Source organism: Dyadobacter sp. CY327 (genome assembly GCF_021390415.1).
Classification (GTDB): domain Bacteria; phylum Bacteroidota; class Bacteroidia; order Cytophagales; family Spirosomataceae; genus Dyadobacter; species Dyadobacter chenhuakuii.
The window spans coordinates 1,070,420-1,085,697 of sequence record NZ_JAJUXJ010000007.1 but is presented as its reverse complement, the minus strand read 5'-3'; the positions used below and the strand labels follow the sequence as shown (position 1 = coordinate 1,085,697).

The 15,278-nt window shown below is 48.0% G+C and carries 9 protein-coding genes; 3 read left to right on the top strand and 6 right to left on the bottom strand.

What is annotated here, in order from left to right:
* The first annotated feature begins 31 nt into the window (after positions 1 to 31).
* The 3 genes from LZG74_RS20905 to LZG74_RS20895 are packed head-to-tail and all read left to right on the top strand — an operon-like array spanning position 32 to position 2,021.
* Positions 32 to 406, top strand: coding sequence for a response regulator (locus LZG74_RS20905; protein WP_026628826.1), 375 nt, complete (start codon positions 32 to 34; stop codon positions 404 to 406).
* On the top strand, positions 403 to 1,449 hold the full coding sequence (locus LZG74_RS20900; RefSeq protein WP_233798436.1) for an adenylate/guanylate cyclase domain-containing response regulator: 1,047 nt from the start codon (positions 403 to 405) through the stop codon (positions 1,447 to 1,449). Before LZG74_RS20905 ends, LZG74_RS20900 begins: the two co-directional genes overlap by 4 nt.
* 2 nt (positions 1,450 to 1,451) lie before the next feature.
* Entirely contained in the window at positions 1,452 to 2,021 is a 570-nt protein-coding gene (locus tag LZG74_RS20895; RefSeq protein ID WP_233798435.1) for an HD domain-containing protein, read from the top strand.
* Here the strand turns inward: LZG74_RS20895 and LZG74_RS20890 are convergent.
* The 6 genes from LZG74_RS20890 to LZG74_RS20865 form a co-directional block, all read right to left on the bottom strand.
* On the bottom strand, positions 2,016 to 5,261 hold the full coding sequence (locus LZG74_RS20890; RefSeq protein WP_233798434.1) for a cyclic nucleotide-binding domain-containing protein: 3,246 nt from the start codon (positions 5,259 to 5,261) through the stop codon (positions 2,016 to 2,018). The two genes, LZG74_RS20895 and LZG74_RS20890, sit on opposite strands and share 6 nt — an antisense overlap.
* A gap of 39 nt (positions 5,262 to 5,300) precedes the next feature.
* Positions 5,301 to 7,574 carry a cation:proton antiporter gene (locus LZG74_RS20885; protein WP_233798433.1) on the bottom strand — a complete coding sequence of 758 codons (2,274 nt, stop codon included), beginning with the start codon at positions 7,572 to 7,574 and terminating at the stop codon, positions 5,301 to 5,303.
* A gap of 92 nt (positions 7,575 to 7,666) precedes the next feature.
* Positions 7,667 to 9,151 carry a mandelate racemase/muconate lactonizing enzyme family protein gene (locus LZG74_RS20880; protein ID WP_233798432.1) on the bottom strand — a complete coding sequence of 495 codons (1,485 nt, stop codon included), beginning with the start codon at positions 9,149 to 9,151 and terminating at the stop codon, positions 7,667 to 7,669.
* A 38-nt stretch (positions 9,152 to 9,189) separates the two neighbouring features.
* Positions 9,190 to 10,122 carry an RraA family protein gene (locus LZG74_RS20875; RefSeq protein ID WP_233798431.1) on the bottom strand — a complete coding sequence of 311 codons (933 nt, stop codon included), beginning with the start codon at positions 10,120 to 10,122 and terminating at the stop codon, positions 9,190 to 9,192.
* A gap of 26 nt (positions 10,123 to 10,148) precedes the next feature.
* Positions 10,149 to 11,675, bottom strand: coding sequence for a SusD/RagB family nutrient-binding outer membrane lipoprotein (locus tag LZG74_RS20870; protein WP_233798430.1), 1,527 nt, complete (start codon positions 11,673 to 11,675; stop codon positions 10,149 to 10,151).
* 54 nt (positions 11,676 to 11,729) lie between these two features.
* A complete protein-coding gene (locus LZG74_RS20865) occupies positions 11,730 to 15,188 on the bottom strand; it encodes a SusC/RagA family TonB-linked outer membrane protein (RefSeq protein ID WP_233798429.1) in 3,459 nt (1,152 codons plus the stop codon).
* Between the last annotated feature and the right edge of the window lie 90 nt (positions 15,189 to 15,278).

Below are 15,278 nucleotides of genomic sequence, written 5' to 3'. Positions count from 1 at the left end.
ACAGTTTCACGCGACAGTTTATAGATTTGATATGAAAATACTTGTAGTGGATGACGAGGAAGACGTAAAGTCCCTTTTTGAACAAAAATTCAGGAAGGAAATCCGCAGCGCGCAGTTTGAATTTTCATTCGCGTTTTCGGGCGAGCAGGCTTTGGCATTTCTCGCCGATCATCCTTCTGAGGTCGTTATGATCTTGTCGGACATTAACATGCCCGGCATGAGCGGCATTGAGTTGTTGAAGACCATCCGGAAAGATTTCCCCGCTGCGCCGCCGCAGGTAATGATGATTACGGCTTATGGCGACAGCAACAACCACGATCAGGCGATGCAGCTCGGAGCCGACGATTTCCTGACGAAGCCGGTCAATTTTGTTGAATTAAAAGAGAAATTGCTTAAATCCTTATGAAAGCCAAGATACTGGTAGTGGATGATGAGGCTGACCTGCAGTTACTGATCAAACAAAAATTCCGTAGACAGATCCGCGAGCAGGAATACGAATTTATCTTCGCCGAAAACGGCTTCAAAGCCCTTGAAGCACTCGTGCTGCATCCGGACACGGACATGGTGTTAAGCGACATCAACATGCCCGAGATGGATGGTTTGACGTTGCTCATCCGGCTTGGCGAAGTGAGCCCGATCCTGAAATCGGTCATCGTGTCGGCTTATGGGGATATGGACAACATTCGTACAGCCATGAACCGCGGCGCGTTTGATTTCCTGACCAAACCCATTGATTTCAAGGATCTTGAAGTCACCATGGAAAAGACGCTCACCTATGTGGCACAACTGCGGGAAACCCTGCGCGCCGTTCGGGAAAATGATATTTTAAGAATGTATGTCGACTCGTCCGTGCTGCAATTTATGACGCAGGACGCATTCGAGAAATCATTAATGACCAGCGAGAACATTGAGGCGACGGTCGTTTTCATGGATATGTGCGGTTTTACCTCCATTTCTGAAAAAGAGCCAGCCGATCTGGTTGTGAAGCTCATTAACAAGTATTTTGATGTGATGGTGAAAGAGATCATCGCGCAGGGTGGTCTGGTCGATAAGTTCATGGGAGACGCGGTGATGGCGGTTTTCCGGGGGGAATATCATTTGGACCGCGCCATTGAATCTTCACTGGCCGTAAGAAACCAGATCAACAATTTTAAAGAAGAAGCAGAAGGGCATACGGGCTATTTTCCTAAGGTTTCGATCGGGATTAATTCGGGAGAAATGGTTTCGGGGAACATTGGTTCCGCGGCGCTGAAACGGCTGGACTACACTGTCATAGGCGATGCCGTTAATGTAGCTCAGCGCCTGCAGAATGCGGCAAAACCCGGCCAGGTTTTACTTCCGGAGTCTGCTTATCTTGCTGTAAAAGAGGCATTTAATTGTAATCTGGTAGGGGAGGTCGTTTTGAAAAATAAGGCAAATCCTGTTAAGATTTACGAAGTTTTGGAATAGCCATGAATGTTCAGGAAGCAGAAATTTACATCGTTGACCAGTTTCGCCGGAAATTACCCGACACATTGTATTATCACGGCCTGCACCACACGCTGGACGTCACCAATGCAGCATTGCACCTCGCCAGGCTTGAAGGCATAACCGATCCCGAAGCACTTGACCTGCTCAGAACAGCTGCTTTGTACCACGATTCAGGATTTATGGTCACCTACCACGGCCATGAGGAGGCCGGATGTGACATTGTGCACCAGTCGCTGACCCGCTTTGGTTACAATGCGGATCAGATCGAAGTCATCTGCGGCATGATCATGGCCACCCGGATCCCGCAGAGCCCGAAAACACATTTAGAAAAGATCATTTGTGACGCGGACCTGGATTATCTCGGCCGTGCAGACTTCGAGCAGATCGCCGAAACATTGTATCGGGAGCTCAAAGTCCGTGATATGGTTTCTGACATTGAATCATGGAATGCTTTACAAAAAACATTCATAAGCGGTCATGCTTACTGGACAGAATCGGCACGGCGCCTGCGGGACATTCCCAAGCAGGAGCGCTTGAAAACCTTTTTATAGCAGCCGCATTTTCTCGTTCTGCACGCGGATCCGCTGGCAAAGGATACGCAGCACGTTTCTCAGGATCTCATCACGCTCTTCCATCAACTCAAAGAAATCTTCCTGATCGATGCGGAAAACGAGTGTGTCCGTTTCAGCAATTGTTGTCGCAGATCTGGGCTCCGTATCGAGCAACGCGAGCTCGCCAAAAATCTCTCCCTTATCAAATAATGCAAGCTGTTTCTTGCCGTCGTAAATCCCGATTTGCCCCGTATATATAATGTACATGGAATCGCCGGGATCTCCTTTTGCAAAAATTTGCTGCCCGTCGCTGTAAGTGATTTCCTTCATGATCGGCGCAATGGAGCTCAGGACATTCTCGGGGGTCTGGGCGAAAAGTTGGGTGTTTTTTAGAACAATCACTCGCTCCATTTCCGAAATTTGCTGTGAAGTTTCTGCGTGTTTCATGGTTGTTGTTGTGAGATTAAGGCCTGTGGCTTGTGTATTCGATACGCCCAATTTCAACCGCGCGGCATCCCTGATGAGCCGGGAAGTGTGGCTGGTGAAGCTTCCGATGAGCGCGATTTCGTTGTCCGTATGGCTCTTGTTAATCGCCAGCGCAATGGTCCATTCGGTAAATAATTTTTCTTTCTGGGTAAGAATGTAAGGCACTAGTGATACGCCCGATTCCTGGTTGCCCATGTACTGGCGCAAAGCTTCCCGTTTCTTTTGAATAGGGATATTTTCAAACAATGCGTGCAGCGATGGATACAGCATGCGCGGCAAAAGGCTCTCGATCATTTCAAGAGAATTGGCCCGCTTCTCGCGGGACGCATGCCGGATTCCCTTCCAGGCATTTTGCACAGCGTCCTTATCGTACTGCATCATGAAAAGGTAAAAAAGACGCTGGCTTGTCAGTTCCAGTTCGTAATCCAGGGTGTTATTCCAGCGTTCATCCGCTTCCTGCTCGTCCATTCCGTTCAGGAGCATGGAGGCGTGAAATAGTTCTTTTTCCACAAATTCAGAAATAATATGCTTATAATCAGCCATTAGGGAATAATTTGTCAATGCTTTCAATGCGTCCCGGTGAATATAAGTGTCTATATTATTAGAATGTATTGAACTTTCTGAGTTAACTAAATTTATATTATGGTAAATATTGTTAATAAGTTTAAAAAGTATTTGAAGTATAAATTCGTGTTTCGTTTTTTCGGCCACCTTAATGAGCGTTTGCATACGCTCGCGGGAAGGATCATTTTGCAGCCATTCCTCTACAATACCAATGCCCGAGTCGCCGGATTTAATAAGCGACGCAACGGTTTGCCGGTTGAGAGAGCCAGTAAGCGATGGCTTCAATTCACGTAAAAGTTGCGGGGAACCCACAGTTGCAGCTACTTCCAAAGCATAGTTCCGAACCTTTTCCGACCCACTCCGCAGGCACATTTTGACATACTCTTCATGTGCTTTCAGACCCGTAATTTTGACACAGTCCAACGCCACCAGTTGTGCCTGCTCATCCTCCGAAAGAAACAGTCGGCGCAATGTGCCATGGATCAGCGGCAATGCTTTTCCGGCCTCCCAGCTTCCCAGGATCGACCCCTTCACAATGTCCAGATCTTCATGCGCCAGGAAGCGCGCCAGCTGCTCTTCGGTAAGCTGCGATTTGGATGCTGCAATCCTGACGGCCAGTGTCTGGCAAGCTGTGTCAGGTTCAGTCTCAATGTATTTTAAAAACGTCTCCGAGAGCTCCGGTTTTTCAAGTCCGGCAAGCGTTTGTAATGTTTTCAGGCGAACAGCAGTAAACGGATTTTTCAATAGGGAATCTACATTCTTACGAAAGACAGATTCCTTGTTCCGGGCAAGCCAGTCAATCGCATTTAGCACTTCCTCTTTCCTGTCGCTCTTTAAGTTTTCAGTAATAATGGGCAATGCTTCCGACGGTGAAGCCATTTCGCCGCTGCGGATGAAACGCTTGCTGATCGCGCTTTTCAACTCCTGAATGTAATGCCCATAAGCTTTGCGGAATATGATCAGCGCCGCCACCGCGAATAGGAGGGAAAGGTCGAATGTGAGGCTGATATTGCTAAGCTTCTGCGTGTAAATGATCCATAGCAATGCGCCGGCAATGAGCATACCCAATGGCTCAAACAGCCCCTTCGCCAATGTATGTCCCTTCAAGCGGGTCTTGGTGGAAAGCGGCTGAAACAACACCAGGAAAACAGGGTCGAAAATGGTTCTTCGCACCAGTTCAAACAACAGGTAAGCGGCACAATAATACACCAGCAGCGAAGGCTCGTCCTTTCTGAAATACGATGATATGAGCAGGCCGAGCGAGATAACAATGGTCGTCAGCGGCAACAGGAACAGCGTAAGCCTCACCCCGAACCGTTCCACCGTTTTGCCTGAGAAAATCAATTTTACAAATGTCGCAATGATATAAGTGGCTGCGAGCAGCGTTCCCACGAACACGATCACATCGTGCTGGCTGTGGAATTTATATTTGACATTCACAAAGAAATGATACTCAATCCAAGTCGCGGCTGCCGCAACGAACACCATACCCAGACAAAGTGACGTAAGGAGCTTATTTCCGCCAAAGTATTTTTCAATGATCTTGGAGTCCGAGGCGGTGATTTGTCTTGGCCTCGCGTGGTGCGGATTCGGGATTTCGGTGAACCGGAAAGTCAGGATCTGGGTGTAAAATGCGAGGGCAAAAAATACGAGCGAAATGACCAGCAGGATCATTAAAACAGACGGAGAATGGATCAGAACGGCCAGAACAGCACCCAGCGCCTTAGCAGGCATATCGCCCGATCCGATGACGCTGAACAGCCTTTTACTTTGGCGTACATCAAAAACCAATGCAGATAGGCCCCAGAATTCCAGGTTAATGAGCAGGTAAATGATCCGGTAACCCACCATAATGGCAATGGCCGTAGCAATGCCATGACCCGCCCAGAGCAGGCCCATCACCACCAGGACCATTAGCAGTGAAGACAGCATCGTACCCAGGCTCAACCTTTTCAGAAGCAAATGGTGCTCAAAATATTCGTACACTTTCCCCGCCGCCATAACCGCAAGTGCTGCTGCCACATAGGCAATGGGCAAGGAATATTCGGGATGATTTTCGAGCAGAAGAACGTTGGCCGAGACGTAGACCAGCGTTGTCCCAACATTGATAAAGAAATTATGAAAGAAGAAAAGGATCGTCTGGGGATTGATGGAACTGAAAATCTTGCTATTCTTAATCTGGGATATCATATGTTCGGAATGCTGTCGTCGCTTATGTAAATTAAACACTTATCCCCGCACGATCAAAACGGATGGGCAGTGCGATAACCAAAGGCTGTGCGACTCAACGGCCTTTTTCCAGCTTTCCAGACTGATGATCATCACGTCTTTTTCAAGCAGGAAATCCTTTTCCAGGACATTCTCGTTATACAGCGTAACCCGGTCGTTACCAAGTCCGTTTATGGCATCCAGCTCAGCCTGGATGTCAGGCGATTGGCTGGCAGCATTGGTGGGATCCATGATGGTAAGCTTCACATTTTCGTGCAACACGAGCTTTCTGACGAATTGGAACAAGACCTTGTCATCCGGTGAGAAGATCGGCACAAATATATTGTCAGCCCTTTCGAGCTTATTTTCGATCAAAATGCCGACCGGAATCCTTACGGACTTGATAATGTGCGTCGTGCGTTCGTCGAAAACACCTGAGTGGAAGAGTTTTTCCTTGCCCGTAATGGTGTCAAAAAGCCTTTCCCTATTGATCATCCTGGAAGTGAAACCCAGGATTTTACCTAAAAATGTGCCTTCGAAAACATTGCGTCCGATTCCGATCATCAGCATGTCATAGTCTCCGCCATTGCCAGTTTCGATAATGTCGCGCTCGATGTCCTGCGATGGTTTCAGCACCGTTGCTAATGTTGCGCCCAGACTGGCTGCTTCTTCGGTAATGGGCCGGAATGTTTCCCGCTGATATTCTTCTGTGTTCACCTGGTTCAGGTAACTGCTCGGTGACAGGTGCAATGCTGTGATGTGGTGTGATTGAAGTTGTTTTTGAATAAAATGATAGGCAATGCGCATCATTTTTCGTCCTCCTTGGGGACTTGCAAATGCGATCAGAATGGAAAATCTGGATTCTTCGATGGCTGTTTCCAATGCCTCTGATTTATTTTCAGGCAGGAAACGGTCGATCAGGTCCAGGGCAGGGCCGGTCATACAAGTGGTTGCGAGGGCCATAATGACCATCATTGCAAAGATTTCAGGAGACAACACGCCGATATCATAGCCAATGTTCAGTACAACAAGCTCCATAAGCCCGCGGGTGTTCATGAGGGAACCGATAATTAAGCTGTCTCGCCAGGATTGGTTTACAAAACGCGCCGCAACAGCACTGCCGATAAACTTTCCGGTTGTCGCCAGGAGGATGATCAATCCGGTGATTTGCCAGAGGTAAGGATCATTCAGCAGGCCGATCTGCGTCCGCAAACCCGTAAAAACGAAGAATAACGGCAACAGCAAAACCATGGAAACGTCCTCCACTTTTTCGATGAACAGATTCCGGAAGCTCTGGTTCGCAGGCATGATCACCCCAGCCATAAATGCTCCGAACAAGGCGTGAATGCCGATGACCTCAGTGCAGTAGGAAGAAAATATCAGGACAAGAAAAAACAAACCGACCACCGGTTTCGTCAATCCTTCGCGGTAGGAGTAATGGTCACCCAAGCGTTTCAGTATAGGTTTCAGCACTTTCAGCATAAAGAGGACATAGGCAGCCGCCAAAAGAATTGTATAGATGGAGCTCACAAAATCACCTGCTTTGACAATAGCGATTACGGCGGCCAGAATGCACCATGCTGTAATGTCGTCGGTGGCAGCGCAAGTGATTACCATCATGCCGAGCTTCGTACGTGAAAGCCCACGCTCCTGAACAATTCTGGCCAGAACCGGAAAGGCCGTGATACTGAGCGCTATACCAATAAAAAGGGAGAAGGACAGGAAGCTGATGCCGTCCGGGGCAAATTGTTGATATAAATAAAATGCAAGCCCTACACCCAGCGCAAACGGCAGGATTATGCTCGCATGACTGATCACGACCGCTTCCTGTGCCTTGCTTTTGAGGACTTTAAGGTCCAGCTCCATGCCAATGATAAACATGAAAAGGATCAGCCCCACCTGGCTCAGGAACTGCAAGTTACCCAGCGATTGCGTAGGAAACAGAAATGTAGAGAACTCGGGAAAATACATGCCGAGCAACGACGGGCCGAGGAAAATACCTGCGGCTATTTCACCAATAACAGTAGGTTGCCCGATGGATTTACAGATCCAGCCAAAAATCCGCGCGACCAGGATGATCGTAATGATCTGCAAAAGCAGGGTAGCGAGCGGGTGTGTCAGGTTATTACTGAAAGTGTCTGTGAACTGGTCCCAGGACGACGCTGTGGAGGCTGGGTTGTTGGCTAGCAGGTCTGCTTTTTCCAGGGTTTGGCCTTGCCGGATAAAGAAGTAAAGCAAAGCGGAAAAGGCACCAATTGTAATTGTGTAGAAAAGTATATTGCGAATGCTCTTCATTGTCAGTAATGAGTGTAAAGCACGCAAAATAGCGAATAAATGCTGAATGCGGGTTTCCAGACCGTTAAGAATGGAAACCCGTATTTAGATTTTCAGCTCCATAAGCGGTCGTGAGAGCGCTTGTCGTTCCAGTCTGGCGTAGGGGCGAAGAAGCTTTTGTCCTTCGGATTTAGGTGTTTTTTAACTTCTTCTTCGTTCAGTTCAATACCGAGTCCGGGCGCTTCCAGCGGTACAGGTGCATAGCCTTTGTCAATCAGTTTGCGACCGTCCGTTGTCTTCACCAGGCTTTCCCACCACGGCACATCCACCGAATGGTGTTCGAGGGCCAGGAAGTTCTGGGTGGCCGCTGCACAATGCACATTGGCCATGAAGCTTACTGGTGTTCCTGCAAAGTGCATGGCCATCGCAATCCCGTTGTCCTCGGCATAGTCTCCGATGCGTTTGGTTTCCAGCAAACCGCCCGACGAAGCCAGGTCCGGGTGCACAATGTCCACGGCCCGTTTTTCGATCAATGCTTTGAAACCCTCTTTCAGGTAAATGTCTTCGCCGGTTAATGTGGGAGTTTCCAAAGCGTCGGAAATGGTTTTCCACTGGTCGGTATATTCCCAGGGCACCATATCTTCCAGCCAGGCGAGGCGATATTTGTCCAGCGCCTTACCCAGCCGAATGCCGTTATTAAGGTCAAAATGGCCATAATGGTCTGTGGAGAGCGGGATTTCGTAACCTACAACGCTACGCACATCTTCCACGACCCTGGCCATTTCGTCCAGGCCTTTCGGCGTGATCTGGATCGCTGTAAATGGGTGTTTCGTGTTGGCATAGGAATGATAGTCGCCAGCCCACTGGGAAAATCCGCCGCCCCATACCTTATTGTTCACAACGCTGTTTTCACTATTCCGCAGCATCCCGATCGAAACATCCATTTTCAGCCAGGTATAGCCCTGATCCTGCGTTCTGAATTTGATCTTTTCTTTGAACTCATTGATGTCATTGGACTCCGGCGTATCTGCATAAAGGCGCACTTTATCGCGATAACGACCGCCCAGAAGCTGCCAGCAGGGCACATTATAAGCCTTTCCGCAAAGATCCCAAAGCGCCATTTCAACGCCACAGACGCCGCCTGCCTGGCGACCATGGTACCCAAACTGCTTGATCGATTTGAAAAGCTGCTCGACATTGCAGGGGTTTTGTCCCAATAAATGGCTTTTCAAAAACAATGCATAACGTTCGTCCGCACCGTCGCGCACTTCTCCCAAACCATAAATTCCCTGATTCGTATCAATGCGGATAATAGGCGTGCGGCCAACATTCTGAACAATGCAGTAGCGCAAATCTGTTATTTTCAGTTCGGATGGTTTCGAAGCGCGATTGACCTTTGAAGTGGCCTGTGCAATGGTGTCTTCGGTTGACATGGACATAAAGCCGCCCAGCGCGATCCCACCGACGGCTGTTTTCCTCAGAAAATTCCGGCGGCTGTCTTTGGTGATGGGATTACTGATCTCGGCAGCTGCGGCGACTTTCTCCGCTTGTTCAACTTTTTTGTTAGAAGCAATAATGTCTGTTAAAATGCTTTTCATAAGTGTTAGTTTAGAAGTTAGCAATTTGGCAATCGCCCTTAGTAATTCCTTTCTTTGAGATAATCGTCCAATTCCTTCTTGGTCATAGGCAGTTTGCCCGGATAGTTGTTGACCCAGTTCAAAAAGTCCTTTTGAATTACGGCAGACCATTTTGTGTCAATTTCACCAGGCGTATATTTTCCTTCTTTGAGCCTTAAATGTCCAAACTCATCACGGAGCGCAGTAACCTCCGAGGTTAGCACGAGCTCTTCCGCCAGGTGGGCTGGAATGAATATCGTCCCATATTTTTTAGCTAATACTACATCGCCAGGCAGTACAATAGCACGACCGATGCGGATGGGCGTATTAATGTTAGTAAGCATCATTTGCTGAATATAAGACGGGTCCTGGCCCTTCATCCAGGCATTGAAGCCTTTAATCTCACTCAATCCTTCCACATCGCGCACCGAGCCATAGAATATGACACCGCGTTTTGATTTGGCATAAATCGAATTCCCAAGATTATCACCGATCAATGTTCCGTCAGCGATTTTGCCATAACCATCCGCTACGTAAACATCACCGTCTTTCAGCACATCAATAGGCCAGGAATTGGTGCCACCCGTTTGTACGCGGCCTTCCTTTTTGCCTGTTTCTTTCACCAAAGCCTCCAAATCGGGTCGGGAGGGGACATATTGGGCGGTTACCACGCGGCCGGTCATGGCGCTGTCGGGATAGATCAGCTGCCATTCGCCTTCGAACTGATTGTGATAACCTTTGTTCCGTAACACGCCCCATGCTTCTTCCATGGAAATGTTTTTCAATCTGGCCAGGATCGCATCGGACACTTTCGGGCGGCCATCCGGGGATCGCTCGCCCTTCCACGCCGACGTGTAGGCATTGATCTGATCAGGAGTGGGTGAGATAGCTTGCGCCGTGGCTGTAAGACCAAACAGCACAAGCGCTCCCGCAAGCAGGTTTTGTTTTAGCATAAGTAAAAAATTAAGGGTTAGTAATTTTATTTGTCCCAAAAAATAGGCGTTCCAAGCTCGTCAGGGCCCATTCTTGCTACTGCTTCTTTGTAGTTAGCTTCATTCACCGAACGTTCGCGCACGGGGTAAACCAGTCTTTTGATAAAGTCCTTTACCGAAGGATCTTTACCTGGGTACATATTGATTGGCAAGACAGGAAAACCGCTTCTGCGGAAATTAGCCCACGCCTCTGAGCCATTCAGGAAAGAGGAAACCCAATATTGCGAATTGATCTGCTCCAAAGCTTTCGCCGGAACGAATGGGTTAGCAGTCAGATACGCGGTCTGGGCTGCCTCGGGAATTGTTGCGGACACATCATAAGTTGCCATTTGCGCCATGTGAGCCTTTACACCAGCCTCATAAAGTGCTTTTACATTTCCCGTTGCCCAGCCACGCTGCACAGCTTCTGCTAATAGAAGCGAAGTTTGGGAATAGGTAATAAAAAACTCAGGTGCGTCGATTTTCCCGACCGTTCTGCGATTAATCTGTGAGTATTTAAATGCGGAGCCAATTTTTCCGGGAAATCCGGCCACGCTAGTAATGGTTGATTCGTTGTAACCGTACGGCATTCCTTCCTGGTTGGCGGGGTTGGTATCTTCTGCGCCAGCCGTGGCGATCGGGTTGCCGGGCGCTTCGTACTTCACGGCGATCACTTTGAGGCGCGGGTCGGCAGTCGTTTTCAGATAATCAATAAATGCTTTGCCCATATACACATTACCACGCTCGGTTCCCTGAAAATAGCCGGCAAGCGGATGATTGAATGTGCTGTTAAATGCGATATAGGCATTATCTGCATTAGAATCTTGCAAGCCTCCGTTGGCCGGATCAACCGCAATGGCAACAAATTGCTTCGCTTTGGCAGGATCCAATTTTGTGTAACGCATGGCAGCACGAAGCAATAGCGAATTGCCAAGTTTTTTCCATTGTGCAATGTTGCCTTTAAAGAACAGGTCTCCGCTTTCGATGGGTTTTGCAGCGTCGAGCGCTTTTGTTCCCTCTGTAAGTTCTTTTAAAATATCTTCGTAAATCAGTTTTTGATCATCATATTTTGGCAAATTGATACCTTCCAGAAATGCTTTTCCCGCTTGGAAATAAGGTACGTCGCCGTATGTATCAACCAAAACCATAAATACATACGCCTTCCAGATTCGTGACATATTGTACAAATTACTCCGGGCCGCATCGTCCTTGGTCTGTGAAATAACCGTCGTCAGCAGGTTTACAGGGCCATTTTGCAGGTATAACGAATTGAAATTGGCATTCGAATTGGGATCCGAAACGACATTATGATTTCCGCCTTCAACAACACCGGTAAAGGGTGTATTGATCTGCTGTACAATTTGCATTTGATAGTTATGCGTTGCAATGGCAGAGGAAAATTCAGCATTGGAGAAAAAGTAGATCGGGTCGAGGCTGGTAGCCTGCACCGGGTTTACATTAACCTCTTCAAAACCCTTGTCGCAGGAAGTTGCCAGGAGGGTGAGGATGATTAGATATTTGGGTAGATGTGTCATAATTTTGAATGAGTGAATGACTGAATGATTGAATGGCGGTTTGTTAGCATTCCTTTACAATTTCAGGTTTAGGTTGAGACCGTAGCTTCTGGTGGTTGGGAGCGTGTGGGTTTCAATGCCTTGCAAATTGTCGGATGAAGACACCTGGGCCTCAGGATCGAGGTTATCAATGTATTTTTTGATCATCAGCACATTGTTGCACATGGCAGAAATCGTCAGTCCTTTTATGAAAGTTTTTTCTTTCACAAATCGCGAAAGATCGTAGCCGATCGTGATAGACCTCCAACGTACAAACGCACCATTGTAAACAAATGGTGATGCCAGGTTGGTACTCCTGTATGCCGTGTAAAACTGCTCGGCTTCCACTTTCGTATCATTCGGAGCACCATCTGCTTTTACGCTTTCAAGTAATACACCGCCTTCACGTCCGGCCAGCGACGATTTGGACAAACCTTCACGCAGGAAGTTAAGGTTGGAGTTGGAAAGGATTTTATTACCCGCCTTGAAATCGATCTGCGTGCCTATCCGTAACCCTTTCACGTTGATTGTGTTCACCCAGGCGCCAACCCACGTCGGTATAGCGCTTCCGAATGTGGTGAGGTTACCTTGCTGGGGCAGGCCGCCTGATGTGATGATTCTGCCTTGTGCGTCCCTTTTGTAGTCAAATCCGCGAAGCGAAGCCAACGGCTTGCCTACTTCGTGCGAAACAATTCCGAAAAATTCGCCGGTTCCTACATCAAATCGCTGCTGACCAGCTGCCAGCTCAATCACTTTGCTAATGTTGTAGCTTCCGTTGAAACCGGTTTCCCAGGTAATAGCATCGGTTTTTACGGGAACAATCGTCAACAAAAATTCAACTCCCTGGTTACGCAGCTTACCCACGTTCACTTTGGTCTGGCTGAACCCGGAAGTATTTGAAATGTCTACATTCAGGATTTCGTCAACCGTGTTTTTTCGGTATAATGAAAGATCAATGTTCAGCCGGTTATCGAAAGTTTTCATTTCAAGACCGACCTCCGTTTCTTTCACTTTTAGTGGTCTCAAATTCGCATTCGGGCTCACCGTCGACGGGAAAGTGCCTAGCGCTGTCCCGTTGAACGGGTTTGCATTAATACCATAATAGAGGTTATTTGAATAGGGATCGGTATCGCCACCTACTTCGGCATAAGCTGCGCGCAACTTACCATAATTCAGCCAGTTAGGCGCATTGGCAAATGCCTGACTGAAAACGAAACTCGCGCTGACCGATGGATATAAGTAACTGTTTGACTCTGGGTTCAACGTTGAAAACCAGTCATTACGTCCTGTTACATTCACGTAGAGGAAGTTTTTGAACGAAAATTCAGCAGCTCCGTAAATGGAGTTTACTTTCTTTTTGCTGTATCCATAATTTGGCGTTTTAACCTGACCATTGGCAATGGTATACAGATCCCGCACGTAGAAGTTGGTTACCGCAGTGGAGATATTGTCGCTCACTTGTAGCATCTGGTTGCCACCGAGGGTGATATCTATACCAAAATCTCCGAAAGTACGGTTTGCGCCGATCAGAACGTCCAGGTTGCGTTCACGGAAAGTGGCTACATCCTGGTAATAATAACCATTGAATCCAGTCGTAACGGCACTGATCGAGCGCGTTCCGGTAGGACGGTTGTAGTTGTATGGACGGGTGTAATAGTCCTGCCCAACGCGTCCCTGCACAAACAGCCAGCTTGTAAAATCATATCTCACGGATGTGTTTCCGAAAATCCGGTCGCGGCGCACATTCTCAAAGCGGTCGTATGCGACCCAGTACGGGTTATTCCGGTTTGTAAAACGCGCCAGAGGCATTTCATTTCCATTTGCATCCTTGCGGTTTTTCAACCAGTCCGAATTAATGCTCGTCGCCATCGTGTAAATGGTCGTATTCGCATTCATATCCTGGATCCCGATCTGGGGCGGGTTCTTGTTATGCTCGTTCGAATAGTTCGCATTCAATTGCGCCGAGAGCTTATCCGAGAATTTGTAATTCAAACCCAGGTTAAAAATCTTTTTATGGTAGTCAGAATTTGGCATAATGGCATTCGCGTCCGTGTTAGCGAAGGATAACCTGAAATTTCCCTTCTCATTCCCACCCGAAAGGGCAACCGAATTCGTGAAGCTGGTTCCGGTGCGGTAAAAGTTTTTGATACGATCTTTATTGGGCGAGTAGGGCTGTGTGCTCCCGTCGAATTGCGGCGTAGGCGCGCCGTCCATTCTTTCTCCGAATGCAAATACGCCTGAGCTTTGTGCCTCTGCGGTTGATGTGGGCCGTTTTCCAAACTCGCCCTGACCATATTCGTATTGGAAATCGGTGTAGTCCAGTGCTTGTTGTGCCTGGAAATTGGAATTCACCTCAACGCCGATGCCCGTTGTTTTGCTTCCGCTTTTGGTTGTAATAATAATGGCTCCGTCCTTTGCACGGAAGCCGTAAAGCGCTGCCGCAGCCGCACCTTTCAAGACGGTCATGGACTCAATGTCGTCCTGGTTAATGCTTTGTAAACCATCGCCACCATCGGATGAGCCTCCCGTTGGGTTACCCGTTCCGTTTCCGTTCGATCCCCCCGCAGAAACGCTGCTATTATTAATGGGAATGCCGTTTACAATGATCAGCGGCGAGTTATTTCCACCAAAAGATGACTGACCACGGATACGGATCTTTGTTGATCCGCCCGGTCCGCTTGCTGGCGGCGTTACATTCAAGCCGGCCACTTTTCCCTGCAAGCTGTTTCCCAGGTTTGTCGTGCGGTTTGTTGTAAGTTCCTCTGTATTAACGGTTGCAGTGGAATAACCCAGCTTTTTTGCATCCCTTTTTATACCCAAAGCCGTAACGACAACCATTTCCAGATTGCGTTCGTCGGGTTTCATGGAGAGGTCATAAGTGGTTTGATTTCCAATGGTCACTTCTTCTGGCGCGTAGCCCACATACGAGAACACCAAAACGCCGCCCGCATCCGGAACGCTTAGTTGATAAGTCCCTTCTGTATTGGTAGCAGTGCCCACTTTCGTTGACTTTACCACAACGCTTACGCCTGGAAGCGGCTGGCCTTTTTCGTCTGACACTTTTCCCGTAATGGTCCGGTCAATGGAAGTACGATTGTCTGTGATGCCTGGAATCACACTGCCAGGTTCCGCATTACCTTTGGTCAGCACAATCTGCTTACCTTCAATCTTATAGGCAATATCAACGGGCTTGAAAAGCTGGTCGAGCACGTCCGCCAGCGTTTTATCAACTACATTGATCGAAACCTTTTGCTGTGAGCGGATTAGCGCCGAATTATACGTAAACCGGACCTGCGTAAGCTTGTTCAACTTGTTAAGCACCATCTTAATCTCCTGGTTGTTCACCTGGATCGTGACCTTCTGGTTCAGCATATCCTGCGCGCCAACAACCCTCGCAAGCGAAAGGTGTGCAAAGATAAAGGCAATTAATAATTGGTAAAGTGACATTCGCATCGCGCTGCAAAACAGCCGGGACAAGAGTCGATGTTTTTTCATACGTGTAATGGTTAGTTTGGTACTTAAAAAATTGGCACTACAAATTCACTGAGGGCGCAGGATGCCACAGGCTATGGCATCAGCAATGTT

Coding starts and splice junctions, on each gene's coding strand:
- LZG74_RS20905 (WP_026628826.1), top strand. CDS start 32: ATGAAAATACTTGTAGTGGATGACGAGGAAGACGTAAAGTCCCTTTTT.
- LZG74_RS20900 (WP_233798436.1), top strand. CDS start 403: ATGAAAGCCAAGATACTGGTAGTGGATGATGAGGCTGACCTGCAGTTA.
- LZG74_RS20895 (WP_233798435.1), top strand. CDS start 1,452: ATGAATGTTCAGGAAGCAGAAATTTACATCGTTGACCAGTTTCGCCGG.
- LZG74_RS20890 (WP_233798434.1), bottom strand. CDS start 5,261: ATGATATCCCAGATTAAGAATAGCAAGATTTTCAGTTCCATCAATCCC.
- LZG74_RS20885 (WP_233798433.1), bottom strand. CDS start 7,574: ATGAAGAGCATTCGCAATATACTTTTCTACACAATTACAATTGGTGCC.
- LZG74_RS20880 (WP_233798432.1), bottom strand. CDS start 9,151: ATGAAAAGCATTTTAACAGACATTATTGCTTCTAACAAAAAAGTTGAA.
- LZG74_RS20875 (WP_233798431.1), bottom strand. CDS start 10,122: ATGCTAAAACAAAACCTGCTTGCGGGAGCGCTTGTGCTGTTTGGTCTT.
- LZG74_RS20870 (WP_233798430.1), bottom strand. CDS start 11,675: ATGACACATCTACCCAAATATCTAATCATCCTCACCCTCCTGGCAACT.
- LZG74_RS20865 (WP_233798429.1), bottom strand. CDS start 15,188: ATGAAAAAACATCGACTCTTGTCCCGGCTGTTTTGCAGCGCGATGCGA.